Genomic DNA, 23,906 nt, shown 5'->3' with positions numbered 1-23,906 from the left:
ATGGCAGATTCATTGAGAATCGGCATAGCGGGGCTCGGCACTGTCGGCGCTTCGCTCGTGCGCATCCTCCAGCAGAGAAGCAACGAACTTGCGATTACCTGCGGACGCGCGATTGAGATTATTGCGGTGAGCGCGCGCGACCGTTCGCGCGACCGCGGCATCGATCTCACGGGTATTACCTGGTTCGACACGCCGGAGCAGCTGGCGAGCGAAGCCGAGATCGACGTCTTCGTCGAACTGGTCGGCGGCGCTTCCGGTCAGGCGGAAAATGCGGTGCGCGCCGCGCTCGCACGCGGTCTCCATGTGGTGACAGCCAACAAGGCGCTGCTGGCCAAGCACGGCGTCGAACTGGCGACCATTGCCGAAGACAAGGGCGCGCTTCTCAATTTCGAAGCGGCGGTGGCCGGCGGTATCCCCGTCATCAAGGCCCTGCGTGAGTCTCTCACCGGCAACCATGTGTCGCGCATCTACGGCATCATGAACGGCACCTGCAATTACATCCTCACCAAGATGGAGAAGGAAGGGCTGTCCTTCGAGGCCTGTCTGAAGGAAGCGCAGCGGCTGGGTTATGCCGAAGCCGATCCGGCCTTCGATATCGAGGGTAACGATACGGCCCACAAGCTGGCCATCCTGACGACACTTGCCTTCGGCAACAAGATTTCGGCCGATGACATCTATCTCGAAGGCATCACCAATATCTCCAGCGAGGACATTCAGGCGGCCGCCGAACTCGGTTACCGCATCAAGCTTCTCGGCGTGGCGCAGGTGACGGAATCCGGCATCGAGCAGCGCGTGCATCCGACCATGGTGCCGCTCGATTCCGTTATCGCCCAGGTGGATGGCGTCACCAATGCGGTGGCGATCGAATCCGACATTCTCGGCGAATTGCTGATGGTTGGTCCGGGTGCGGGCGGCAACGCCACGGCGTCCGCCGTGCTCGGCGACATTGCCGATATCGCCAAGAGCCGTCCGGGCGCCCAGCAGGTGCCCGTTCTCGGCCGTCCGGCGAAATCGCTGACGGAATATCGACGCGCCAAGATGAAGAGCCACGAGGGTGGTTATTTCATTCGCCTCACGGTGAAGGATCAGGCCGGCGTCTTCGCCTCCATCGCCACCCGCATGGCGGATAACAACATCTCGCTGGAATCCATCGTGCAGCGCCAGCGCGTGCATGTGGAAGGCGCGCCGCAGACCATCATCCTTGTTACCCATGCGACGATGGAAGATGCGATCCGCAAGGCCGTGAAGGCGATCAAGAACGAGAAATATCTCGTCAGCGAGCCGCAGGTCATCCGCATCGAGCGCACCTGAGGCGCTTCGTCATCTTGATGTTATCGAGGGCCGCGCTTCCGGATGGAGGCGCGGTTTTTCGTTCTATGGCTGCCCGCATCATGTCGGGAATCTCGCGCCCATAAAATTTGGGGGGACGGCGTCGGAAGCGCTGGAAAACAAGGCGATTCGGCACTATGGTTAATCCTGTTCACCAAGCGAGGGAGGCGTGGCCGTGACATCGATCATCCTGTTCAAGGACAATAAGCGTGCAGGCGTTGCGGCCGCCCATCACCGGGCGCGGCCTCACAATGCCAATGACAATATCCGCAGCATGGAATTCGATATGGGGGAGCATGAGCGCAACTGGTGTTCGCTTGCCGTGTTCTCGCTGCTGCTGCTTGTTGGCGCCGTCTCGATCGTCAGCCCGTTTTTCTCGATTTTTTCGGTGTGAATCCTCATCTGCGCGTTTTTGCTTGAAAAACGCGCCATCGCCATTTAGCCCGTTTTAAAGCGCGATTGGGCGCATGACAGGATGAATGGACAGGATGGCAATGATGGAGCCGGCCGATACCGTGGCCCGCGCGTTTCTAAGCGTGGAGCGGTCGGCGACAGAACAGCGCTGGGTGTCGCGGCTGGATCAGGCCGGGCAGAACCGCGCGCTGGCCATGTCCCAGATCCACGCCATTCCAGAACTAATCGCACGGGTGCTTGCCGGGCGCGGTGTGGGTGTCGATGACGCCCTGGCGTTCCTCGATCCGACCATTCGTTCCCTGATGCCCGATCCGCATGTGCTGACCGATTGCGAAAAGGCCGCCGAGCGGCTGGTGCGCGCCATCGAGACAGGCGAGAAGGTGGCGATCTTTGGCGACTACGACGTCGACGGCGCTGCTTCCTCCGCTTTGATGTACCGGTTTCTCGCGCATTTCGGTCTGACACCGGAAATCTATATTCCCGACCGTATTTTCGAGGGCTACGGGCCGAACCCGGCGGCGATGCAGCAGCTTGCCGCCAATGGTGCGACGCTGATCGTGACGGTCGATTGCGGCTCCACCAGCCATGAATCGCTGAAGGCCGCCAGGGATGCGGGAACGGATGTCGTTGTGATCGACCACCATCAGGTCGGCACGGAACTGCCGCCGGCCGTGGCGCTGGTCAATCCCAACCGCGAGGACGATCTTTCGGGGCAGGGGCATCTCTGCGCCGCCGGCGTCGTGTTCCTCGTGCTGGTGGCCACCCTGCGGCTGTTGAAAGAGAAGCGGCACAGGCAGGCTTTCACGCTGGATCTGCTGTCGCTTCTCGATATCGTCGCGCTTGCCACCGTGTGCGATGTGGTGCCGCTGAAGGGGCTCAACCGCGCCTATGTGGTGAAGGGGCTGATTGCCGCGCGCCATATGAACAATGCCGGGCTTGCCGCCTTGTTCAAGAAGGCGGGGCTGGGCGGGCCTGTGACGCCCTATCATTTCGGTTTCCTGATCGGGCCGCGCATCAATGCCGGCGGCCGCATCGGCGACGCTGCGCTCGGCAGCCGTCTCCTGACCATCGACGATGCGTCGCAGGCCGAGGTCATTGCCGAGAGGCTGGATGAGCTGAACCGCGAGCGGCAGGCCATGGAAGCGGCCATGTTGGCGGAAGCAGAAGCGGAGGCGCTGTTCGAATATGGCGACGGCTCGGGTGCGGGCGTCATCGTGACTGCGCGTGAAAACTGGCATCCCGGCATTGTCGGTCTGCTTGCCTCGCGTCTGAAGGATCGCTTCCGCCGTCCCGCCTTCGCCATTGCCTTCGATCCTTCCGGCAAGGGCACCGGCTCCGGCCGTTCGATCAACGGCTTCGATATGGGGCGCATGGTGCGCGCCGCCGTGGAGGCCGGTTTGCTGGTCAAGGGTGGCGGTCACGCCATGGCAGCCGGCCTGACGGTGGAGCGCGCCAATCTCGGCAAGCTCAGGACTTTCTTCGAGGAGGCGGCGGCAAAGACCGTGAACGAGCTGGTGGAAAGCAGCGTGCTGAAGATCGACGGCGCTATCGGCGCGTCGGGCGCGACATTGCAGCTTGTCGACCAGCTGGAGCAGGCCGGTCCATATGGCTCCGGTCATTCGCAGCCCATCTTTGCCGTGCCGGCGCATCGTCTGCGCGATGTGCGGCTTGTGGGTACAGCTCACGTCAAGATCACGCTGGAGGCCATGGACGGCTCGCGACTGGACGGTATCGCGTTTCGCGCCGCAGAAGCGCCTCTGGGGCAGATGCTGCTGAATGCACGCGGCCGGAATATTCACGTCGCCGGCACCGTGGGCGCCGATCTCTGGCAGGGCCAGAGGCGCGTTCAACTGCGCGTTCTGGACGCGGCTTTCGCGCCCTGACGGGCCTTCCAGCTATCTTGGAATTTCACCGGACACCGGCCCAGGCGAGTGGATAAGGTGCAACGAGACTTCTTTACGCGATGCGTGAAGATTTTCGTGCAGGCAGCTGATTTTACATGAGAAGCAAGTGGCACGCCCTAGGGGAGTCGAACCCCTCTTTTCAGAATGAAAATCTGACGTCCTAACCGATAGACGAAGGGCGCGTGCGCTTGTGGTGTGGCGCCCTTATAGTCAGGCTCCGGTTGGTCCGCAAGCGGAAAAATTGATTTTTCTCGCTTCGTGACGAGTTTTTTTATGGAGGCCGGAAGGGCTGTGGAAAACTGCGCCAGAACTGGCCAAGGTCTTGAAATATCGCCCCTATCGCTGCGCGTCAGTAATGCCCCCATGCCTTGCGGGAGGGCCGGGGACGCAGTTTTCCAACCCTTAGCTGGCATAGGCTGCCGGCTGGATGAAACGGACGCTGTGGGGAGGGCTGAAGGGGAAAGGCAAGCCGGGTTGATTTGCCTGTTGGCGTTTCGTCCGGCTTGCCTTCCATCGGGGGGACAGCATTCTAACGTGCCCGGCGGGAATCGGTTCCGGCGCATTGATCACGCGTGACGAATTTGCGAGCTGATGCGATGCTGTCATATTTTGAAGGGGAAGAACACGAAGGCAAGTGGCACGCCCTAGGGGAGTCGAACCCCTCTTTTCAGAATGAAAATCTGACGTCCTAACCGATAGACGAAGGGCGCGTGCGCTTGTGGTGTGGCGCCCTTATAGTCAGGCTCCCGAAGGTCTGCAAGCGGAAAAATGCATGATTTGACAAAAAAATGACATGAGCCGCCAGAAGCCCTGAAAAACAAGGATTCCTGTTTCGTAACAAATGGTTAAACTGCGGCGCCGCGCCCATTTTCGTGCTCTTGGCGCTTTGGGAACGGTGGAATCACGGAATCGAAATCTGCGCGCTCGTGCATGGAGATAACGATCTCAGCAGGTCTCCAGAAACGAAAACGGGGCCGAAACGGCCCCGCTCGATATACGTGTCGATCGCAGTCTCAGTGCAGAATCTGGCTGAGGAACAGCCGGGTGCGCTCGTGCTGCGGATTGTCGAAGAATTCGGCGGGCGAGTTCTGTTCGACGATCTGGCCCTGGTCCATGAAGATGACGCGGTTTGCCACCTGGCGGGCGAAGCCCATTTCGTGGGTGACGCACAGCATCGTCATGCCATCTTCGGCAAGGCTCACCATGGTATCGAGCACTTCCTTGACCATTTCCGGGTCGAGCGCCGAGGTCGGCTCGTCGAACAGCATGATCTTCGGCTTCATGCAGAGCGAGCGGGCAATCGCCACGCGCTGCTGCTGGCCGCCGGAGAGCTGGCCGGGATATTTGTTCGCCTGCTCGGGGATCTTGACGCGCTTCAGATAGTGCATCGCCACTTCTTCGGCTTCCTTCTTGGGCATCTTGCGAACCCAGATCGGCGCCAGCGTGCAGTTTTCGAGGATCGTCAGATGCGGGAAGAGGTTGAAGTGCTGGAACACCATGCCGACTTCACGACGCACCTCATCGATCTTCTTCAGGTCGTTGGTGAGCTCGATGCCATCGACATTGATCGTGCCCGACTGATGTTCTTCAAGCCGGTTGATGCAGCGGATCATGGTCGATTTGCCGGAGCCCGAAGGGCCGGCGATGACGATGCGTTCGCCCTTCATGACCTTCAGGTTGATATCGCGCAGCACGTGGAAGTCGCCATACCACTTGTTCATGCCGATGAGTTCGATCGCCACGTCCGTTGTCGAGACGGTCAGTTTTTTTGCTTGGGTTTCTGCCATTTGAGCGTCCCTTATCGTTTATGCCCGGTGTCGAGGTGCCGTTCCATGAACAGCGAATAACGCGACATGCCGAAGCAGAATATCCAGAATACGAAGCCTGCGAAAATATAGCCAGTCATGGCGGTGACGGGCGTGGCCCAGTTCGCATCCGATTGGTTGAGTGTGACAATGCCGAGCAGGTCGAACATGCCGATGATCGAGACCAGCGACGTGTCCTTGAACAGCCCGATGAAGGTGTTGACGATGCCCGGAATGACGAGCTTCAGCGCCTGCGGCAGCACGATCAGTCTCGTCTTCTGCCAGTAGTTCAGGCCGAGCGAATCCGCACCTTCATATTGTCCCTTCGGAATGGCCTGCAGGCCGCCGCGGATCACCTCCGCCATATAGGCCGAGGAGAACAGCGACACGCCGACGAGCGCGCGCAGGAACTTGTCGAAGGTCCAGCCGTCGGGCAGGAACAGCGGCAGCATGATGCTGGCGAAGAACAGGACGGTGATCAGCGGAATGCCTCTGATGACTTCGATGAAGAGCACGCAGAGCATCTTGATCACCGGCAGGTTCGACCGCCGGCCGAGCGCCAGAAGAATGCCGAAGGGGAGCGACACCGTGATCCCGAAGAACGACAGGATGAGGGTCACCATCAGTCCGCCCCAGAGTTGCGTTTCCACCTTCGGCAGGCCGAAGACGCCGCCGATGAGCAGGAAAAACGCGATGAAGGGCAGGATGATGAAAAGCGCCAGCGCATTCAGTCGCTTGAACGGCGCTTTTGGAATCAGCATCGGTATCAGCAGGATGGCGAACGCCACCATCACCAGGATGGGACGCCAGCGTTCGTCGATCGGATAGCGGCCGAAGACGAATTGGCCGAGCTTCGCCGAAACGAAAGCCCAGCACGCACCGGACTGGCCGTCCGGCAGTGCACCGCCCTGCGAAGCGGTCAGGCAGGCGATACGATCGCTGCCGGTCCATACCGCGTCGATGAACAGCCACTTGATGATCGGCGGCACCAGATAGGCGAGCAGGGCAAGGGCGATAACCGTCAGGACGGTGTCCTTCGGCGTGGCGAAAAGTTTGGTGCGCAGCCAGTGGCCGAAGCCGACGGCGCTCGAGGGCGCGGGTTTGGCGTCCTCGATGGTCTGTCGCACGAATGCGTGATTGCTGATCGTCATCGTTATCGCTCCACCAGGGCCATTTTCGCATTGAACCAGTTCATGACCACGGCCGTGAGCAGGGACAGCGAGAGATAGATGACCAGCCAGATTGCAACGACTTCGACCGCCTGTCCCGTCTGGTTCAGGATCGTGCCGCCGACCGAGACGATGTCGGCGAAGCCGACAGCGACCGCAAGCGAGGAGTTCTTGGTCAGGTTGAGATACTGGCTCGTCAGCGGCGGGATGATGATGCGCATCGCCTGCGGAACGACGATCAGGCGCGTCGTGGTGCTGGAGCGAAGTCCCAGTGCATCCGCAGCTTCCGTCTGCCCCTTCGCCACGGCCTTGATGCCGCCGCGAACGATTTCGGCGATAAAGGAGGCAGTGTAGAAGGAAAGCGCCAGGAACAGCGACATGAATTCAGGTGCGACGACCGCGCCGCCCGAGAGATTGAACCGCCCTGCAATCGGATAGTCGAATGTCAGCGGTGCCCCGAGCGCCAGAAATGTCGCCAGCGGCAGGCCGATGATGAGAAGCGTCGCCGTTATTCCGGTGCGGAACTGCTGTCCGGTTCTTTCCTGTCTGGCCTTCGCCCAGCGGTAAACGAAGACGCTGAGAAGGATGGCGACGAGGAAAGCGAGCGGCACGAGCCAGGTGCCTTCTCCCCACAGCGGCTTGGGAAAGAAGAAGCCGCGATTGTTGAGGTAGGTTCCAAGCGGAAGCTCGAGCGACTCGCGCGCCTGCGGCAGAACCGAGATGACGCCCTTGTACCAGAAGAAGATGACGAGCAGCGGCGGGATGTTGCGGAAGATTTCCACATAGGCCTGCGCGAGTTTCGAAATCAGCCAGTTGTTGGACAGCCGGGCGATGCCGACGATGAAACCGATGATCGAGGCGGCGATGATGCCGAAAAACGCAACCTGGATCGTGTTGAGAATGCCAACGAGCAATGCCCGGCCATAGGTCGCATCGCTGGTATAAGCGATTAACGACTGGCCGATATCGAAACCGGCTCTTCCGTTGAGGAAGCCGAAGCCGGACGAGATGTTTGACCGTTGAAGATTGGTGATCGTATTCGTCACGATGATCCAGACGAAGGCGGCCAGGACGACGACTGTCAGGACCTGATAGAAAATGCCGCGTATGCGTGGATCGTAGATAAGTGACGACGCGCTTTGCGCGCGCGATCGTTGCGAACTGACCGCGTTGCCTGCCATAGGCACCTTTCCCTTTTATGTGCTCTTTGCGAGCTTATTTATATAATTTGAAGCGGAGGCCGGGCGTTGCCCAGCCTCCTTATGATCTAGCCGGTAATGGGGCCGATCAACGGACCGGCGGTGCGTATTGCAGGCCGCCCTTGGTCCACAGCGCGTTCTGGCCACGCTCGATCTTCAGCGGGGAGCCAGCGCCGACGTTGCGGTCGAAGACTTCGCCGTAGTTACCCACCAGCTTGATGATGTTGTAGGCCCAGTCGTTGGTCACGCCGAGATCGGTACCGATCTTGGTGCCTTCTTCCGTGCCGAGCAGGCGCTTCACGTCCGGATTGGCGCTGTTCTTCTGCTCATCGACATTCTTGGAGGTGACGCCAAGCTCTTCGGCGTTGACCATCGCATAGTGAACCCAGGTCACGATGTCGAACCACTGGTCGTCACCCTGGCGAACGGCCGGGCCAAGCGGCTCCTTGGAGATGACTTCCGGCAGAACGACGTTTTCGTCCGGGTTCTTCAGCTTCAGACGGATTGCATAGAGACCCGACTGGTCGGTGGTGTAAACGTCGCAACGGCCCGAATCATAAGCGGAGGTTGCGTCGGATTCCTTTTCGAAAACGACCGGGTTGTACTGCAGATTGTTGGTCTTGAAGTAGTCGGCCAGGTTGAGCTCGGTGGTCGTGCCGGTCTGAACGCAGACGGCGGCGCCGGAGAGCTCGAGAGCGGACTTCACGTTAAGGCTCTTCTTGGCGATGAAGCCCTGGCCGTCATAATAGTTGACGGTGCGGAAGTTGAAGCCGAGCGACGTGTCGCGGCTGATCGTCCAGGTGGTGTTACGGGTCAGAACATCGACTTCACCGGACTGGAGAGCCGGGAAGCGGTCCTTGCTCGAAAGGGCGACGAACTTGGCTTTCGAAGGATCACCGAAAACCGCGGTGGCAATACCACGGCAATAGTCCACGTCGATACCGGACCATTCGCCCTTGTCATCGGGATTGGAAAATCCCGGAATGCCCGCGCTGACGCCGCAGGTGACGAAACCTTTTCCCTTCACATCCTGAAGCGTCGCAGCCGAAGCGACCGAGGCTCCTCCCAAAACTGCTGCGCCGATGGCGGCTGACAGAATTGCCTTTTTCATTTTTCCCAACCTTTGTTTGTTATCGTCACTTGGAAGGGGACCGGCATGTTTGTCTTCCCCAGCTCCCCCTTCAGCGAGATCTTTTTCGATCCGCTTTTTCTATCACAATCACAATTGGCAGCGGGGTCAAGACGTGCGGGCAATAATTGTGCCTATAAAACGGAATTTTCCAAATTTTGGTCGGGAAGTGTGCAAAGGGTGAAAATATAAGCATATTTTTGCGGAAATTTGCACTTGCACAGTATTTGTATACTTCTTGTATTCTGGTTGGCGATGGATCAATCCGACCTGCTCAGGCGTCCCTGCGGGACTTGACCTTGCGCTGCGGTCTTAGCATTGTCGCACGCGTCAATGTTCCTTCGAAAGCTGATCTGAAATGACCAAGACAAATGACCTGCTTTCCGCCGCAGGTGTGAATACGCGCTTGACCCATGGCGGCAACGATCCCGCGGACTGTTTCGGTTTCGTCAATCCGCCCATCGTGCGCGGTTCGACCGTGCTTTTTCCCGACGCGGAGACGCTTTCGACCGAAAACCAGAAATATACCTATGGCACCCACGGCACGCCGACGACGGATGCTTTGTGTAATCTCGTCAACGAACTGGAAGGGTCTGCCGGAACCATTCTCGTGCCCTCGGGCCTTGCGGCCATCACCGTGCCGTTCCTTGCCTATCTCGGCGCCGGCGATCATGCGCTGATCGTCGATTCCGTCTATTTTCCGACGCGCCGTTTCTGCAATACGATGCTTAAGAAGCTCGGTGTCGAGGTGGAATATTACGACCCGGCAATCGGGGAGGGCATTGAGGCTCTCATTCGGCCGAACACCAAGCTGGTGCATCTGGAAGCGCCGGGCTCCAACACCTTCGAGATTCAGGATGTAAGGCTGATCACGGATATCGCTCACCGGCATGATTGCGTGGTGACGATGGACAATACCTGGGCGACGCCGCTTTATTTCAAGCCGCTCGATTTCGGCGTCGATGTCTCCATTCACGCCGCCACCAAATATCCTTCGGGTCATTCGGATGTGCTGATGGGCTTCGTTTCGGCCAATGAAAAGCACTGGAAGGCGCTTTATCAGGCCAATACCAATCTCGGCATCTGCGTCACCTCCGACGATGCGTACCAGATCCTGCGCGGCATGCGCACCATGGGAATAAGGCTGGAGCACCACCAGAAAAGCGCGCTCGATATCGCCACATGGCTGGAGAGCCGTGACGACGTCGTCCGTGTGCTGCATCCGGCACTGCCGAGCTTTGCCGGGCACGAACTCTGGAAGCGCGATTTCAAGGGCGCAAGCGGTGTCTTCTCCTTCGTGCTGAAGGCGGAAGAGGGCAAATACAAGCAGGCGGCGGCCGCCTTCCTGAATGCGCTGACCTTCTTCGGGCTCGGCTATTCCTGGGGCGGATACGAATCGCTTGCCGTTTCGGTCTCGCTTGTCGACAGAACCATTGCCAAGGGCCCGTCGGAAGGGCCGGTGATCCGCCTGCAGATCGGGCTTGAGGATATCGCCGATCTCAAGAAGGACCTCGAGGCCGGGTTTGCGGCAGCGGCCGGGGTTTGACCTCAGCCTTTGGCGCGATAGCCGTAGAGCCAGTCGAAGTCCTTCAGGAAGGCGTCGGTGGGACGCGTGGAAAACACGAAGTCCCGCGCAATACGCACCGGGCCTGTGGCGTGATAGGCAAAACGATTGAGAGAGGCCCGCTTGCGGGCCTTTTCTATGCGCGGCAGGCGCAGTGCCTCAAAGCTGGCAAGGGCCTGCGGCAAGGGCAGGGGCTTTTCGGCGTTGCCGCCTGCCGTCGCCCCCGCAAGTTCGAAAGCATCCTCTATCGCCATGGCCGCGCCCTGTGCGGCGAAGGGCATCATGGCATGCGCCGCATCGCCGATCAGCACCGTGTCGCGGCCATTGTGCCAGCGGCCCGGGCCGGCCTGATAGAGCGGCCAGAAGGTGGGATTTTCAGACGAATCGAGCAATCGGACGATATCCGGGCTGAAGCCGCGAAACTGTTCCAGCAGCATGGCTTTCTGCCGCCCGCTCGATTCCGCCCGCCAGGTTGCGCCGGGATCGGCACCGAGCGCGATGGCGACAATGTTGAAGCCGCCGACTTCCTTCAGCGGATAAGCGACGATATGGCCGCCGGAACCGAGATAGGCGGTCACGGCGCTTTTGTTGATGGCTGACGGCACATCGTTTGCGGCAACGGTGAAGCGCCAGGCAATATTGCCGGAGAAGGTGGCTGTGGGGGCGGAAGGGACCGCGAAGCGGGCCGCCGACCAGACGCCGTCCGCGCCGACGATCAGATCATGGTCACGGAAGGTGGTTGCGGCAATCACATCCACCGTCGCGTTTTCAATGCGCTTGCCGAGATGCAGGCGGCAGAGCGGGTTGCGTGTCACCGCCTGGAGAAGCGCATTCTGCAGCGTCGAGCGGTGCAGCACGCCATAGGGTGCGCCCCAGCGTGTGCGCGCCACCGCGCCCATCGGCAGCGAGAGCAGCGTGGCGAGCGATTTTCCGGAGGCGAGTTCGACGCTGACCGGTTCGGTCCAGCGCGCTTCGATTTCCGGCAGCACGCCGAGTTCGGCGAGAATGCGGGCGGCATTGGGCGAGAGTTGCAGGCCTGCGCCCACTTCCGTCAGCTCACCGGCCTGCTCGATGATGTCACAGTCGATACCGTACCGGGCAAAGGAAAGGGCAGCGGTGAGACCGGCGATGCCGGCACCGACAATGGCTACGGATTTGATGGGCATTGGTGCGCCCCGATCAGGAAAAGTGGAAGGTCAGGCGGCCTTCACATGGAAGACGCAGCCCGGAGGATTGGTCTGCTCGGCCTTCAGCGACGGATTGTAGCGGTAAAGGGTGGAGCAGTAGGAACAGACCTTCTCGTTGTCGTCGCCCATATCGATGAAGATATGCGGATGATCGTAGGGCACGGAAGCGCCGGTGCACATGAATTCCTTGACGCCGATCTCGATCATGCGGTGTCCGCCATCGTTCTGGAAGTGGGGAATGGAATGCCCGGCCATGTTCGTCTCCAAATGCAATATCGTTATCGAGCCGCAATCCGTCTTCGCGTGCCGGCTCGTCGTTGCGGATATGTAGCCTCAAACGCATTGCATCTCCATAAAAATCGTCAGCAAAACATGTTCAACATTGCTAATTCCTGCCATATGGTCCGGCAAAAAGGATGTCCTTGATGAATCTCAACACGCCGCAGTTTTCCGATTTTTCCCATGACGGCCTTCGCCTTGCCTATTTCGACGAGGGCGATCCGGCGGGCGAACCGGTTCTGCTGATCCACGGCTTCGCCTCCAGCGCCAATGTCAACTGGGTGCATCCCGGCTGGTTGAAGACGCTGGGCGAAGCGGGCTACCGGGTGATCGCCATCGATAATCGCGGCCACGGCGCAAGCGACAAGCCGCACGATTCCGAAGCCTATTATCCGCCCGTCATGGCCGGGGATGCGGTGGCGCTGCTCAACCATCTCGGCATCGCCGAAGCGCATGTGATGGGCTATTCCATGGGCGCGCGCATTTCCGCCTTTCTGGCCATGGCGCATCCGGAGCGCGTGCGTTCGCTGGTCTTCGGCGGTCTCGGCATCGGCATGGTCGAAGGTGTCGGCGACTGGGATCCGATTGCCGAGGCGCTTCTCGCACCTTCGCTCGATGTCGTCACCCATGAGCGCGGCCGCATGTTCCGTGCCTTCGCCGACCAGACGAAAAGCGACCGGCTGGCGCTTGCCGCCTGTATCGAGACGTCGCGGGTTCTCGTCACGCGCGAACAGGCTGAGAAAATCGATGCGCCGACGCTGATCGCGGTTGGAACGAAGGACGATATCGCCGGTTCCGGTGCGGAGCTTGCCGCGATCATGCCGCATGCGCGGGCCATCGATATTCCCGGCCGCGACCACATGCTGGCCGTCGGCGACCGGGTGTTCAAGGCGGCGGTGCTGGAATTTTACCGCTCGCTTTGACCCGGAGCATTTTCGGGAAAAGCGGAGCCCGGTTTTCCGTCCGGAAATGCGCCAACGCTGAGGACGGCAAGAAACGGTTTTTCATGCTGCATGAAGAAAAACTGAAGCCTTGCCGCCTTTAAAGTCGTCATTCGAATCCCATTTCTAATGCACGTCTTTTTCTGTATAAAGAACGACCACTGCAAACGAGGAGACCATTCATGGTCGCACGTACCGAGGCCCGTCAGCCCGAACAGCTGGCGATCGTCGATCCCATCTGGGGCAGCCTGCTCAATGAAGCCCGCAGCGCCGCGGCGCAGGACCCGCTGCTTTCGGCCTTCCTTTATTCGACGATCCTCAATCACCGGTCTCTCGAAGAATGTGTGATCTACCGTATCTGCGAACTCCTCGATCACCCCGACATGCAGGCCGTGCTTCTGCGCCAGACCTTCCAGGACATGTTGGATGACTGGCCGGAATGGGGGAGCGTGCTGCGCGTCGACATTCAGGCCGTTTACGACCGCGATCCCGCCTGCACGCGCTTCATGGAGCCGCTCCTCTATTTCAAGGGTTTCCAGGCCATCCAGACCCACAGGCTCGCCCACTGGCTGCTGCAGAAGGGCCGCAAGGACTTCGCGTTTTATCTGCAAAGCCGCTCCTCGAGCATCTTCCAGACGGATATCAATCCGGCCGCGCGCATCGGCAAGGGCATCTTCCTCGATCATGCCACCGGGCTTGTCGTCGGTGAGACGGCGGTGATCGGCGACAACGTCTCCATCCTTCACGGCGTCACGCTCGGCGGCACCGGCAAGGAAGGGGCGGACCGCCATCCGAAGATCGGAAACGGCGTGATGATCGGGGCCGGGGCGAAAATCCTCGGCAATATCGAGATCGGCAGCTGCTCGCGCATCGCTGCCGGTTCGGTGGTGCTGAAGCCGGTTCCGCCCAAGACGACCGTTGCCGGCGTGCCGGCGCGTGTGGTGGGAGAAGCAGGGTGTTCCGAACCCTCGCGCCTGATGGACCAGCTTATCGGGGCCGATATCTGACTGGCCCTGCCGCGCTCCGATGGGGCCGGCATTTTCACGGTCGTCCGTGTGGAAGACACGGATGACTTGCCGCTTTCACTTTACTTTGGCCTTTGTCCCATGCCAAAAGCGGGCCAACGCGAACCGCACAGGAGAATAGTGGTGAAAGCCGACGAAATCAAAAAACTCGACGCCTATTTCAAGCGCACCTTCAACCCGACGATGGTGGTCAAGGCGCGTCCGCGCAAGGACGATTCCGCCGAAGTGTATCTTGGCGAAGAGTTTCTCGGCGTCGTTTATATCGATGACGAAGACGGCGACCGCTCCTATAACTTCTCCATGGCGATCCTCGACGTCGATCTGTGATCGTCACCATCCGGTGACGGATGGAGTTTCGCACTGAACCAGTCGCCCGTGGCGGTTACGCCGCGGGCGATTTGTTTTTTCGGCTGCTCACCTGCATCATCAGGCGGTTTTCCGGCCGCAGGGTAACCCGCATCAGCGGCTCGGTATCTGCCGGGCCTTTATTTTTGAGGTGAACGTCCTGCAAAAGCACGGCAAGGATTGCGACAGCCTCCATCATGGCAAAGGCGTTGCCGATGCAGACGCGCGGGCCAGCGCCGAAGGGCATATAGGCATAGCGGTGGCGCGCCTTGACCCTTTCGGGCTCGAAGCGTGAAGGGTCGAAGCGGTCGGGTTCTTCCCACAGTGTTGTGTGCCGGTGGACGGCGTAGATCGGCACATAAAGAACGGTGCCGGCGGGGATGTCATGCTCGCCGAGCCTGAAGTCCTGCAACGCCGTGCGTGTCACGACAGGGGCGGGCGGGTAAAGCCGCATCGCTTCCGAAAATACCTGTCTGATATAGGTCAGGCGGGCGATATGTTCGGCCGCGACCGGTTCACCTGCGGTAACGGTTTTGATCTCGTCGATGACCTTGCGCTCCACGTCGCTGTTTTGCGAGAGCAGATGGAAGGTCCAGGCAAGGCCGAGGGCCGTGGTTTCATGCCCGGCGGTGATGAAGGTCAGGAGATTGTCGATGATTTCCGTGTCGCTCATCATGCGTCCGGTTTCCGGATCTTTCGCTTCGAGCAGCATGGAAACCAGATCGTTCCTCTCGATTGGCTTCCGGCGTCTTTCGGAAATGACGGTTGCCAGGCTGGAGCAAAGATAATCCACCGCCGTGCGCGCCTTGCGCCGGCCCGGATGCGGAAGCCATTCCGGTGCGCCCAGCATGGCGAGTGCGAAGGTCCAGCCCGTGGGTTTCAGATAGTCGGTGATGCTTTGCTCGACACGCCCGATATCGATGCCGTGGCCGCCGGACATCATGGTTTCGACGATGATGTCGAAGGTCGTCCGCATCATCTCATGGCCGATATCGATGTCGCCGGCAGGCGATGAGCGCCAGCGCTCTTGCGTGCGGCGCGCGGCGTCGATCATGACCGGCAGCAATTCCAGCAGTTTTTCGTGCCGGAACGCTGCGGCGACGGATTGCCTTTGCCACTTCCAGTGATCGCCATCGGCCGTCAGAAGCCCCTGGCCGAGCGCGGGGCCGAGGGCGCGGCGCACATCTTCGCCCTTGCCGAGCAGATGGGCGTTCTTGACCAGCGCCTCATGGATAAGCGCGGGGTCGGCAAGATGAACCCGCATGACGCCGCCGAGACGGGTAAAGACCGCCGGCTCGCTGAAAATCTCCGGTGGCAGAGCCTTCAACGGATTGCGGATGAGCGACAGCGCGACGCGGGCTGTTGCGAATTTGGAGACGGGAGCGATTCCGGGCGTATCCGGGGAGGCGGTGCGAAGGTCGGTTCCGGTCATTTACAGGTCCTTTGTCCGCGTTGAACACTTACATTTCCTGTTAAGGTGCATACCTTATTCTGGGTATTTAAGGTGCATACCTTAGATTTCAATGGTCGGGTTCGAAATCAATGAAGAAAAGCAGTACCGGGCGGACGGCGGCACGCCCCACGCGCCAAAGAATTCTCGACGCCGCTCTCACTCTGTTTAACGAGCGCGGGCCCGACCACGTGACGACCGCCGAAATCGCAAGGGCGGTAGAGATCAATGAGGGCAATCTCTATTATCACTTCCGTACCAAGGAAGCGCTGGTTCTGGCGCTGTTTGCACGGTTCGAAGCCGACGCGCTGGCAATTGTCGGAAAGATTGACGGGGCCGACGAAGGGGCGGCGGCAACCTATGCCGGTTTTCTGCGGCTCTGGTTTTCGCTGGTGTGGGACTATCGTTTCCTGTTTCGCGATCTGGTCGGTCTTGTCTCTTCCGCCCCAGCGCTGGTGGAGCCCGTGCGCGCCATAAGCGCCGCGATGCGCCTTGCCGTCGGCGATATCGTCGCGCGCATGGAGAAAGCGGGCCTCGCCGCGATACCCGAGGAAGAGCGGCCTGCCGTTCTGACGAACCTCTGGATCGTCTCCACCTATTGGGCGTCCTATCTCAACCTTCAGGAAGGCACCACCGAGTTCGGTCCGCCGCAGCTTGACTGGGGATTGAAGCAGGTCTCAAGCCTGTTCAGACCCTATCTCTCCCCGGAAGCGAAAGCCGAGCTGGAAGTGCTGCTGGTAGGGGAGCCGTAGATTTCACCGGACGGTGATATGGCTGGAAAACAAGGACGCCCGCGACGATATCCGTCGCGGGCGCTTTTACGATGATCAGCCATATGCCGCTGAAGTATCAGGCGGCCTTCAACAGATCGCCATGCGGATCGAGGACGAACTTGGTGGCTGCGCCCTGATCGAAGCTTTCATAGCCCTGCACCGCATCGTCGAGCGCGATGATCTTGGCGTTGACGATATCGGCAATCGGCAGGCGGTCGTGCAGGATCGCCTGCATGAGCTGGCGGTTATATTTCAGCACCGGCGTCTGGCCGGTGTGGAAGGATTGCGCCTTTGCCCAGCCGAGGCCGAAGCGCAGCGACAGGCTGCCCTGTTTCGCCGCCGCATCGACTGCGCCTGGGTCTTCGGTGACATAGAGGCCCGGAATGCCGATGGAGCCGGCGGCGCGGGTGATTTCCATCATCTGGTTGAGAACGATGGCCGGCTGTTCGCCGCCCGCATGGCCGCGCGCTTCGAAGCCGACGGCGTCGATGGCGCTATCCACCTCGTTGGTGCCGACGATTTCGGCGATCATGTCGCCCAGCCGGTCGCCCTTGGAAAGATCGACGGGTTCAAAACCGACTTTTGCCGCGTGCGCAAGGCGATCCTTGTTGAAATCGCCGATCATGACGACCGCAGCACCCAGAATCCGGGCGGATGCGGCGGCGGCAAGGCCTACCGGGCCGGCGCCCGCAACATAGACAGTCGAACCGACGCCGACGCCCGCCTTGACGGCGCCGTGGAAGCCGGTCGGCAGAATGTCGGACAGCATGGTGAGGTCGCGGATCTTCGACATCGCCTTGTCGCGGTCCGGGAACTTCAGCAGGTTGAAATCGGCATAGGGGATGGTGACATAACGGGCCTGTCCGCCGATCCAGCCGCCCATATCGACATAACCGTAAGCGCCGCCGGCGCGAGACGGGTTCACCGTCAGGCAGACGCCGGTATCCTGCGACTTGCAGCAGCGGCAGCGGCCGCAGGCGACGTTGAAGGGCACCGAGACGATATCGCCGATTTCGAGCATCTCGACATCGACGCCTTTTTCGATGACTTCGCCGGTGATTTCATGGCCGAGGACAAGGCCCGGCATCGCCGTGGTGCGGCCGCGCACCATATGCTGGTCGGAGCCGCAGATGTTTGTGGAAATCACCTTGAGAATGACGCCGTGCTCGATACGGCGTCCATCCGGCGCCTCAAGCTTCGGGTCGTCGATATCGCGAACTTCGACCTGACCCGGCCGCATGTAAACGACGCCTCTGTTCCTGCTCATATCCATCTCCTCCATGGTTTAAACACCGTACCTGTCCGCTCCTCCGGAAACAGGTGACTCCATGGGTGCAGCAAACCATGTGAGGGGAGATGTGGCGTTCGGGAATACGACACGCGGTGTGGTCGTAACGACACCGCGTTTCGACCGATGTCACGGTGGTGTTATCTGTCGAGCGGTTTTCTGAGGCGGCCGGCGGCGTCCTGAATATATTGCCAGGCGACACGGCCCGAGCGGCCGCCGCGCGTGGTCGCCCATTCCAGCGCTTCGTGATGCAGCGTTTCGCGGTCCAGACCCAGATCGAAATGCGCCGCATAGCTGTCGATCATCGTCAGATAATCTTCCTGGCCGCATTTGTGGAAGCCGAGCCACAGGCCGAAACGGTCCGAAAGCGAGACCTTCTCCTCCACCGCTTCCGAAGGGTTGATGGCGGTGGACTGCTCGTTTTCCATCATGTGGCGCGGCAGAAGATGGCGGCGGTTGGAGGTCGCATAAAACAGCACATTGTCCGGCCGTCCCTCGATGCCGCCGTCGAGCGCCGCCTTCAGCGATTTATAGGCCGTATCGTCATGGTCGAAGGAGAGGTCGTCGCAGAAGACGATGACGCGATGGCCGGAGGCTTTCAATATGTCGAGCAAAGCGGGCAGGGTGTGGATGTCCTCGCGGTGCACTTCCACCAACTTCAGCGAAACGCCGCTTGCCGTGCGCACATCTTCGTGAACGGCCTTGACCAGCGAGGATTTGCCCATGCCGCGCGCACCCCACAACAGCACGTTATTGGCGGCAAAACCCTCCGCGAAACGCAGTGTGTTTTCGTGGAGAATGTCGCGGACATGGTCAACACCACGGATGAGCTTCAGGGCGATGCGGTTGGGGCGGGGAACCGGCTGGATAAAGGAGTTGACTGGCGCCCAGACGAAACAATCGGCCGCATTCCAGTCGTTTACGGCGGGCGCCGGCCCGGCCAGACGTTCCACGGCGATGGTGAGCCGGCGCAGTTCTGAAAGAAGCAGGGAGGCCGTTTCTTCTCGAATCATGGTGTTTCTTCCGCTTGTCTGGTGTTCAAAACTCTGTTTTGCGCCCGGCCTAGCATGGCGTTTCAGGCCCATAAAGGTTAAGAGGTCCGGAATCGGTACGGCGTGGGCCCTGCATCTGTTGCAATCCCGGCGTTCCCCACTATATTCCGGCGGCTTGAAAGCTGGGGCGGCATCCAAGGTCGTGCCGTAATTCTGAGGAGTTTTATATGTTCATTAGTCAAGCTTTTGCCCAGGACGCAGCGGGCGGCGCATCGGCCTTCGGTTCCGGCCTTGAAATGCTTTTCCTGTTTGCGCCGCTTATGGTGGTCTGGTACTTTTTCCTTATCCGCCCGCAGCGCGCGCAGATGAAGAAGCGCCAGGAGACGCTGACCAATATTCGCCGTGGCGATCAGGTCGTTCTCGGCGGCGGCATCGTCGGCAAGGTGACCAAGGTCATCGATGACAATGAACTCGAAGTCGAAATCGCCGAAGGCGTGAAAATCCGTGCCGCCCGTGCCTACATTGCCGAAGTGCGTGTGAAGGGCGAAGTGGTCAAGACGGAAGCCGCTTCCTGATCCTGCCGGATTATCGAATGCCCGATTGCGAATTTTGACGGGTTGCGCAAAGCGCGACCCCAACCCTGACCGAGATCGAAATGCTTCATTTTTCCCGTTGGAAAACAGTCTTCATCTGGCTGCTTGTGCTGGCAAGCGTCTTCATCGCCTCTCCCAACCTGTTTACGGACAAACAGCTGGAGGGCATGCCTGCCTGGTACAAGGACAACAAGGTAACGCTCGGTCTCGACCTTCAGGGCGGTTCGCACATCATGCTCAAGATCGAGCGTTCCGACATCGTCAAGGAACGGCTTGAAACGATCGTGGGCGATGTGCGTACGCAGCTTCGCGACGCCAACATCCGTTATTCGGGACTCACCGGCAACGGCCAGCAGATTCAGGTCCGCATCAGCGATCCCGCTCAGGTGGAAGCCGCCAAGAACGCGCTTCGCGACCTGACGCAGCCGGTGTCCGCCGGCACGCTGGTCGGCGGCTCCATCACCGAAGTGACGATGAATGACGGCGGCGACAATCTGCTCAGGCTCAACCTGACGGATGAAGGCATCGACTACCGCCTGTCATCCGCCGTTTCGCAGTCCATCGAAGTCGTGCGCCGTCGCGTTGACGAAGTCGGCACCACCGAGCCGCTCATCCAGCGTCAGGGTTCTGACCGCATCATCGTGCAGGTGCCCGGCCTTCAGGATCCGCAGCGCCTGAAGTCGCTTCTGAACCAGACGGCAAAGCTCTCCTTCCGCATGGTCGATACGACGATGCCGGTACAGGAAGCCATGAACGGCCGTCCGCCCGCGACCTCCGAGGTTCTCTATTCGCAGGACGATCCGCCGGTTCCCTATCTGGTGGAACGCCGCGCGCTCGTTTCCGGCGACAATCTCGTCGACGCGCAGGCAAGCTTCAACCAGCAGACCAACGAGCCGGTTGTCACCTTCCGCTTCGACAGCCGCGGCGCGCAGCGTTTCGCGCAGGCGACGCAGCAGAATGTCGGCAAGCCTTTCGCCATCGTGCTCGATAACCAGGTCATCTCCGCACCTGTCATCCGTGAGCCGATCATTGGCGGCTCGGGACAGATTTCCGGTAATTTCTCGGTGCAGGGCGCCAACGACCTCGCGGTTCTGCTGCGCGCCGGTGCGCTGCCGGCCACGCTGACCGTGGTTGAAGAACGCACCGTCGGCCCGAGCCTCGGTAACGACTCCATCACCGCCGGCCTGACGGCCAGCGCCATCGGCGCCGTCGGCGTCCTCATCTTCATGTTCGTCTTTTACGGCTTCTTCGGCCTGCTGGCGAATATCGCCCTCATCGTCAACGTCATCATGCTGCTCGCTGTGTTGAGTGTGATCGGATCGACGCTGACCTTGCCGGGTATTGCCGGTATCGTCCTGACCATCGGCATGGCGGTGGATTCGAACGTTCTGATCTATGAGCGAATACGCGAGGAGGTGAAGAGCGGCAAACCGCTGATCCAGTCATTGGATAACGGCTTCACCCGCGCCTTTGCGACCATTATCGACGCCAACCTGACGACGCTGATCGTGGCAAGCGTGCTGTTCTACATGGGCACAGGCCCGGTGAAGGGCTTCGCAGTCACGCTGGCCGTCGGTATCATCACCACCGTCTTCACGGCCTATACGCTGACGGCATGGATGTTCGGCTACTGGGTTCGCCGCAGCCGTCCGAAACACCTGCCGAAGGGTGTCCGCACCGCCATGTTCGACGGTCGCGACATTCCCTTCATGCGTTATCGCCGCGTGGTGTTCATGATCACCGGCGCCATCATGCTCGCCTGCGTCGGCGGTTTCGTGGCCAAGGGTCTGAACCTCGGCATCGATTTCCAGGGCGGTTCGGTCATCGAAGTGCGCGCCAAGCAGGGTGAAGCCGATCTCGCCGATATTCGCGATCGTCTGAACCAGCTCAATCTCGGTGAAATCCAGGCGCAGAATTTCGGTACGCCGCAGGATGTTCTCATCCGCATCCAGGCGCAGGACGGCGGCGAAAATGCCGAGCAGTCCGCCATCACCATGGTACGCGGCGAGCTTGAGGACAAATACGACTTCCGCCGCGTGGAAGTCGTCGGTCCTGCCGTTTCCGGCGACCTGACCGTTACCTCCACCATCGGCGTTATGCTCGCCATGGCGGCGATCATGGTCTACATCTGGGTTCGCTTCGAGTGGCAGTTTGCACTCGGCGCGGTCATCTCCATGGTGCACGACGTGGTCTTCACTATCGGCCTGTTCGTCTTCCTTGGGATAGAGTTCAATCTGACCAGTATCGCGGCGATCCTTACGATCATCGGATATTCGCTGAACGATACCGTGGTCATCTACGACCGTGTCCGTGAAAACCTCAGGCGATACAAGAAGATGCCGCTTTCCATGATCATCGACGTGTCGCTGAACCAGACTCTGTCGCGTACGATCCTTACCGGTCTGACCGTACTTCTGGCACTGCTGGCACTGTATCTCTTCGGCGGCGAGGTCATCCGTTCCTTCACCTTCGCCATGCTGTTCGGTGTCGGTATCGGCGTGTTCTCCTCGGTTTACATCGCCGCTCCGGTGCTGATCGCCTTCAAGCTGCGTCCTGACAGCAAGGATGCGGAAGATGAGAAGGACGACAAGAAAGAAAACAACACCGGCGCCATTGGCGGCAAGCCTGCCGTCTGATGGCCGGCGGGATTGAAATACGCCCGGCCCATTTTCCCGGCCGGGCGCCCATCGATGCCTATGGCAATGGCGGTTTCCGTTTTGCCGACATGTCGCATCGCGGTTCGCTTCTGCTCCTGCCTTCGGGCATCTATGGGTGGGAGCCTGTCGATGCGAAAGAACTGACGGTCGGACATTTCGAAAAGGTTCTGGCGGAAGCGCAGGATATCGAAGTGCTGCTGATCGGCACGGGCGACGGCATGCGGGTCCTGCCGAAAGAATTGCGCGCCGCCTTCAAGGAGGCGGGCATTTCCGTTGACCCTATGAGCACGGGTGCTGCCGTGCGCACCTATAATATCATGCTGTCGGAATCGCGCGCCGTGGCTGCGGCGCTGATTGCCGTCGAAGGCTGACAGGACGTTTCGCGCGGGGAACCATGGCACCCACAGAAAATCTCGACGTCTGCCTTGCGACGCTGCGCGATACCGATCGCGACCGCTATCTCGCCTGTCTTCTGTCGCCTGCCGACAGGCGTAATGCGCTTGCCGCGCTATACGCCTTCAATGCCGAAATCGCCCGCATCCGCGATTCCGTGCGCGAAGCGCTGCCCGGCGAGGTGCGCATGCAATGGTGGCGCGATCTTCTCGACGGTAATCCGCACGGCGACAGCCAGTCCCACCCGGTGGCTGCCGCGCTTTTGACGACGATCGAGCGATATCGCCTGCCGCGCCCGGTTCTCGCCAATATGATCGAGGCGCGTATCTTCGATCTCTATGACGACCTGTTCGAGGATCGCAATGCGCTGGAAGGCTATGCCGGAGAGACCGCATCCGCATTGATCCAGCTTGCAAGTCTCGTGCTTTCCGCTGAAGACGCCGCATCCAGCGCGGAGGCGGCAGGTCACGCGGGCGTGGCGCAGGCCATGGCCGGCATGCTGCTGCTCATGCCGCTGCACCGGCGTCGCGGACAGGTCTATATTCCCGCCGATATGCTGGCTGCGGCCGGGCTCGACCGCGAGACCTTTCTTGAAGGGCAGGACAGGCAGCGCATCGGTATCGCCATCGAAATTTTCGCGGCCCATGCGCTGGATCATATCGAGAAGGCGAGACGCTCGAAGATTTCGAAAAATGTCTTTGCCGCCTATCTTCCCGTCGCCCTGTCCGGGCCGGTCATCGCCGCCGCCCGTAAGGCGGGGAGCGGCGTATTCGACGGCGACCTGCAGCTGTCGCAGCTTCGCCGGCAATGGCTGCTGGCAAAGGCTTCCTTCCTCAAGCGTTTCTGATGGCGCGGATCGCGCCAGGCGGTGAAACGACGTCGATCCCGCAAAGCCACACTTCACACAAGCCTCGGTCTATATGAACCTGAACCGGGTTCGCATCGTTTCGATTCGCGAATCTTGATGTTTCGATGCTGAGGGAGCGTCCCGGATGAGTATTGCGATCTGGATTATCGTTTTCGTGCTGCTTTCGGTCTTCGCTGTTTATGCCTGGCGCATGTCGCGGGCGACGGATGAGGATAACAGTCATGATGTGGGGCAGGCGATCATGGATTTCGCCCGCGCCTTTCCCAATGAGGCGATCAGAAGTCTGCATATGACGGCGGATGGCGGCGCAGCCTTCGTGCGACTGCACGACAACAAGGCCGGCTTCATGCGCAATATGGGGTCGCATTATGTGTGCGTGATGATCGATCCCGAGCGCATCCGGGTCGAAAGTCTTGAAAGCGGCGACGGTTTCGTCGTCACCTTTTTCGACATGCCGAAATATAGCGGCTCATACCGGTTCAAATCGGCCGGAGAGGCGGCCGAGGTTTCCCTCTGGCTGCTCGGCAGTCTTGTGGAGGCGCAGGACCATCACGACGAAGGGCCGCTGCCCTCGAACGGTTGAGGCATGTCAGGTGTCGACT

22 protein-coding genes and 2 tRNA genes are annotated in these 23,906 nt (G+C 60.2%); 13 read left to right on the top strand and 11 right to left on the bottom strand.

The annotated features are described in order from the left end of the window. From I3J13_RS02240 to recJ, 3 genes are all read left to right on the top strand, one after another. Nucleotides 1-1,311 carry a homoserine dehydrogenase gene (locus tag I3J13_RS02240; protein WP_035260791.1) on the top strand — a complete coding sequence of 437 codons (1,311 nt, stop codon included), beginning with the start codon at nucleotides 1-3 and terminating at the stop codon, nucleotides 1,309-1,311. Between the two features lie 187 nt (nucleotides 1,312-1,498). Then, nucleotides 1,499-1,723, top strand: a complete 225-nt coding sequence (locus I3J13_RS02235) for a hypothetical protein (protein WP_003524853.1) — start codon at nucleotides 1,499-1,501, stop codon at nucleotides 1,721-1,723. A gap of 94 nt (nucleotides 1,724-1,817) precedes the next feature. Continuing rightward, the gene (gene recJ / locus I3J13_RS02230; protein WP_127756171.1) at nucleotides 1,818-3,626 is read left to right on the top strand and encodes a single-stranded-DNA-specific exonuclease RecJ; all 1,809 of its coding nucleotides are present in this window, start codon (nucleotides 1,818-1,820) and stop codon (nucleotides 3,624-3,626) included. Nucleotides 3,627-3,754: 128 nt separating this feature from the next. On the opposite strand, the gene I3J13_RS02225 is transcribed toward recJ, so the two are convergent. From I3J13_RS02225 to I3J13_RS02200, 6 genes are all read right to left on the bottom strand, one after another. After that, nucleotides 3,755-3,829, bottom strand: a tRNA-Glu gene (locus tag I3J13_RS02225). A gap of 453 nt (nucleotides 3,830-4,282) precedes the next feature. Continuing rightward, nucleotides 4,283-4,357: transfer RNA gene (locus I3J13_RS02220), tRNA-Glu, on the bottom strand. Nucleotides 4,358-4,660: 303 nt separating this feature from the next. Then, on the bottom strand, nucleotides 4,661-5,434 hold the full coding sequence (locus tag I3J13_RS02215) for an amino acid ABC transporter ATP-binding protein (protein WP_003524857.1): 774 nt from the start codon (nucleotides 5,432-5,434) through the stop codon (nucleotides 4,661-4,663). Between the two features lie 11 nt (nucleotides 5,435-5,445). Next, complete coding sequence (locus tag I3J13_RS02210) at nucleotides 5,446-6,603, bottom strand: amino acid ABC transporter permease (protein WP_003524858.1); 1,158 nt, start codon at nucleotides 6,601-6,603, stop codon at nucleotides 5,446-5,448. Nucleotides 6,604-6,605: 2 nt separating this feature from the next. Further along, nucleotides 6,606-7,802 (bottom strand): amino acid ABC transporter permease, encoded by a 1,197-nt coding sequence (locus I3J13_RS02205; RefSeq protein WP_196377883.1) that lies wholly within the window; start codon nucleotides 7,800-7,802, stop codon nucleotides 6,606-6,608. 106 nt (nucleotides 7,803-7,908) lie between these two features. After that, a complete protein-coding gene (locus I3J13_RS02200) occupies nucleotides 7,909-8,931 on the bottom strand; it encodes an amino acid ABC transporter substrate-binding protein (protein WP_003524863.1) in 1,023 nt (340 codons plus the stop codon). A 376-nt stretch (nucleotides 8,932-9,307) separates the two neighbouring features. Here I3J13_RS02200 and I3J13_RS02195 point away from each other — a divergent pair, with 376 nt between their 5' ends. Further along, entirely contained in the window at nucleotides 9,308-10,495 is a 1,188-nt protein-coding gene (locus I3J13_RS02195) for a cystathionine beta-lyase (RefSeq protein ID WP_125145669.1), read from the top strand. Between the two features lie 2 nt (nucleotides 10,496-10,497). Here the strand turns inward: I3J13_RS02195 and I3J13_RS02190 are convergent, their stop codons facing one another. Together I3J13_RS02190 and I3J13_RS02185 are read right to left on the bottom strand one after the other, a co-directional pair. Continuing rightward, nucleotides 10,498-11,679 (bottom strand): FAD-dependent monooxygenase, encoded by a 1,182-nt coding sequence (locus I3J13_RS02190; protein ID WP_196377881.1) that lies wholly within the window; start codon nucleotides 11,677-11,679, stop codon nucleotides 10,498-10,500. Nucleotides 11,680-11,709: 30 nt separating this feature from the next. Continuing rightward, a complete protein-coding gene (locus I3J13_RS02185) occupies nucleotides 11,710-11,955 on the bottom strand; it encodes a zinc-finger domain-containing protein (protein ID WP_035261222.1) in 246 nt (81 codons plus the stop codon). Nucleotides 11,956-12,125: 170 nt separating this feature from the next. On the opposite strand from I3J13_RS02185, the gene I3J13_RS02180 reads away from it, so the two are divergent. From I3J13_RS02180 to I3J13_RS02170, 3 genes are all read left to right on the top strand, one after another. After that, entirely contained in the window at nucleotides 12,126-12,902 is a 777-nt protein-coding gene (locus I3J13_RS02180; protein ID WP_035261230.1) for an alpha/beta fold hydrolase, read from the top strand. Between the two features lie 200 nt (nucleotides 12,903-13,102). Further along, nucleotides 13,103-13,927, top strand: coding sequence for a serine O-acetyltransferase (gene cysE, locus I3J13_RS02175; RefSeq protein WP_035261225.1), 825 nt, complete (start codon nucleotides 13,103-13,105; stop codon nucleotides 13,925-13,927). A gap of 141 nt (nucleotides 13,928-14,068) precedes the next feature. Then, nucleotides 14,069-14,272: a DUF3126 family protein gene (locus I3J13_RS02170; RefSeq protein WP_003524869.1), complete on the top strand. Its 204-nt coding sequence runs from the start codon at nucleotides 14,069-14,071 to the stop codon at nucleotides 14,270-14,272. A 55-nt stretch (nucleotides 14,273-14,327) separates the two neighbouring features. Here the strand turns inward: I3J13_RS02170 and I3J13_RS02165 are convergent, their stop codons facing one another. Further along, nucleotides 14,328-15,722, bottom strand: a complete 1,395-nt coding sequence (locus tag I3J13_RS02165; protein ID WP_196377879.1) for a cytochrome P450 — start codon at nucleotides 15,720-15,722, stop codon at nucleotides 14,328-14,330. Nucleotides 15,723-15,832: 110 nt separating this feature from the next. On the opposite strand from I3J13_RS02165, the gene I3J13_RS02160 reads away from it, so the two are divergent. After that, nucleotides 15,833-16,492, top strand: a complete 660-nt coding sequence (locus I3J13_RS02160) for a TetR/AcrR family transcriptional regulator (protein ID WP_196377877.1) — start codon at nucleotides 15,833-15,835, stop codon at nucleotides 16,490-16,492. Nucleotides 16,493-16,589: 97 nt separating this feature from the next. Here the strand turns inward: I3J13_RS02160 and fdhA are convergent, their stop codons facing one another. Together fdhA and I3J13_RS02150 are read right to left on the bottom strand one after the other, a co-directional pair. Further along, nucleotides 16,590-17,780 carry a formaldehyde dehydrogenase, glutathione-independent gene (gene fdhA, locus I3J13_RS02155; protein WP_003524961.1) on the bottom strand — a complete coding sequence of 397 codons (1,191 nt, stop codon included), beginning with the start codon at nucleotides 17,778-17,780 and terminating at the stop codon, nucleotides 16,590-16,592. A 161-nt stretch (nucleotides 17,781-17,941) separates the two neighbouring features. Further along, entirely contained in the window at nucleotides 17,942-18,814 is an 873-nt protein-coding gene (locus tag I3J13_RS02150; RefSeq protein WP_196377875.1) for an ATP-binding protein, read from the bottom strand. A gap of 206 nt (nucleotides 18,815-19,020) precedes the next feature. Here I3J13_RS02150 and yajC point away from each other — a divergent pair, with 206 nt between their 5' ends. The 5 genes from yajC to I3J13_RS02125 all read left to right on the top strand — a co-directional run bounded on the left by yajC (nucleotide 19,021) and on the right by I3J13_RS02125 (nucleotide 23,887). Next, nucleotides 19,021-19,368 carry a preprotein translocase subunit YajC gene (gene yajC, locus I3J13_RS02145; RefSeq protein ID WP_003524964.1) on the top strand — a complete coding sequence of 116 codons (348 nt, stop codon included), beginning with the start codon at nucleotides 19,021-19,023 and terminating at the stop codon, nucleotides 19,366-19,368. A gap of 80 nt (nucleotides 19,369-19,448) precedes the next feature. Next, nucleotides 19,449-22,022 carry a protein translocase subunit SecDF gene (gene secDF, locus I3J13_RS02140; protein ID WP_003524965.1) on the top strand — a complete coding sequence of 858 codons (2,574 nt, stop codon included), beginning with the start codon at nucleotides 19,449-19,451 and terminating at the stop codon, nucleotides 22,020-22,022. Next, a complete protein-coding gene (locus tag I3J13_RS02135; RefSeq protein ID WP_003524967.1) occupies nucleotides 22,022-22,414 on the top strand; it encodes an Mth938-like domain-containing protein in 393 nt (130 codons plus the stop codon). Before secDF ends, I3J13_RS02135 begins: the two co-directional genes overlap by 1 nt. A 23-nt stretch (nucleotides 22,415-22,437) precedes the next feature. Further along, entirely contained in the window at nucleotides 22,438-23,283 is an 846-nt protein-coding gene (locus I3J13_RS02130; RefSeq protein ID WP_196377873.1) for a phytoene/squalene synthase family protein, read from the top strand. A gap of 145 nt (nucleotides 23,284-23,428) precedes the next feature. Then, on the top strand, nucleotides 23,429-23,887 hold the full coding sequence (locus I3J13_RS02125; RefSeq protein WP_059753108.1) for a hypothetical protein: 459 nt from the start codon (nucleotides 23,429-23,431) through the stop codon (nucleotides 23,885-23,887). The last annotated feature ends 19 nt before the right edge of the window (nucleotides 23,888-23,906 follow it).

Source organism: Agrobacterium leguminum, from assembly GCF_015704895.1.
GTDB lineage: Bacteria > Pseudomonadota > Alphaproteobacteria > Rhizobiales > Rhizobiaceae > Agrobacterium > Agrobacterium leguminum.
Note: the sequence above shows the minus strand (reverse complement) of the source record. Positions and strands in the feature narration are given on the sequence as shown.

Excerpts from the sequence above, each read along its gene's own strand:
- I3J13_RS02240 (WP_035260791.1), top strand. The coding sequence starts at position 1 with ATGGCAGATTCATTGAGAATCGGCATAGCGGGGCTCGGCACTGTCGGC.
- recJ (WP_127756171.1), top strand. The coding sequence starts at position 1,818 with ATGGCAATGATGGAGCCGGCCGATACCGTGGCCCGCGCGTTTCTAAGC.
- I3J13_RS02215 (WP_003524857.1), bottom strand. The coding sequence starts at position 5,434 with ATGGCAGAAACCCAAGCAAAAAAACTGACCGTCTCGACAACGGACGTG.
- I3J13_RS02210 (WP_003524858.1), bottom strand. The coding sequence starts at position 6,603 with ATGACGATCAGCAATCACGCATTCGTGCGACAGACCATCGAGGACGCC.
- I3J13_RS02205 (WP_196377883.1), bottom strand. The coding sequence starts at position 7,802 with ATGGCAGGCAACGCGGTCAGTTCGCAACGATCGCGCGCGCAAAGCGCG.
- I3J13_RS02200 (WP_003524863.1), bottom strand. The coding sequence starts at position 8,931 with ATGAAAAAGGCAATTCTGTCAGCCGCCATCGGCGCAGCAGTTTTGGGA.
- I3J13_RS02195 (WP_125145669.1), top strand. The coding sequence starts at position 9,308 with ATGACCAAGACAAATGACCTGCTTTCCGCCGCAGGTGTGAATACGCGC.
- I3J13_RS02190 (WP_196377881.1), bottom strand. The coding sequence starts at position 11,679 with ATGCCCATCAAATCCGTAGCCATTGTCGGTGCCGGCATCGCCGGTCTC.
- I3J13_RS02185 (WP_035261222.1), bottom strand. The coding sequence starts at position 11,955 with ATGGCCGGGCATTCCATTCCCCACTTCCAGAACGATGGCGGACACCGC.
- I3J13_RS02180 (WP_035261230.1), top strand. The coding sequence starts at position 12,126 with ATGAATCTCAACACGCCGCAGTTTTCCGATTTTTCCCATGACGGCCTT.
- cysE (WP_035261225.1), top strand. The coding sequence starts at position 13,103 with ATGGTCGCACGTACCGAGGCCCGTCAGCCCGAACAGCTGGCGATCGTC.
- I3J13_RS02165 (WP_196377879.1), bottom strand. The coding sequence starts at position 15,722 with ATGACCGGAACCGACCTTCGCACCGCCTCCCCGGATACGCCCGGAATC.
- I3J13_RS02160 (WP_196377877.1), top strand. The coding sequence starts at position 15,833 with ATGAAGAAAAGCAGTACCGGGCGGACGGCGGCACGCCCCACGCGCCAA.
- fdhA (WP_003524961.1), bottom strand. The coding sequence starts at position 17,780 with ATGAGCAGGAACAGAGGCGTCGTTTACATGCGGCCGGGTCAGGTCGAA.
- I3J13_RS02150 (WP_196377875.1), bottom strand. The coding sequence starts at position 18,814 with ATGATTCGAGAAGAAACGGCCTCCCTGCTTCTTTCAGAACTGCGCCGG.
- yajC (WP_003524964.1), top strand. The coding sequence starts at position 19,021 with ATGTTCATTAGTCAAGCTTTTGCCCAGGACGCAGCGGGCGGCGCATCG.
- secDF (WP_003524965.1), top strand. The coding sequence starts at position 19,449 with ATGCTTCATTTTTCCCGTTGGAAAACAGTCTTCATCTGGCTGCTTGTG.
- I3J13_RS02135 (WP_003524967.1), top strand. The coding sequence starts at position 22,022 with ATGGCCGGCGGGATTGAAATACGCCCGGCCCATTTTCCCGGCCGGGCG.
- I3J13_RS02130 (WP_196377873.1), top strand. The coding sequence starts at position 22,438 with ATGGCACCCACAGAAAATCTCGACGTCTGCCTTGCGACGCTGCGCGAT.
- I3J13_RS02125 (WP_059753108.1), top strand. The coding sequence starts at position 23,429 with ATGAGTATTGCGATCTGGATTATCGTTTTCGTGCTGCTTTCGGTCTTC.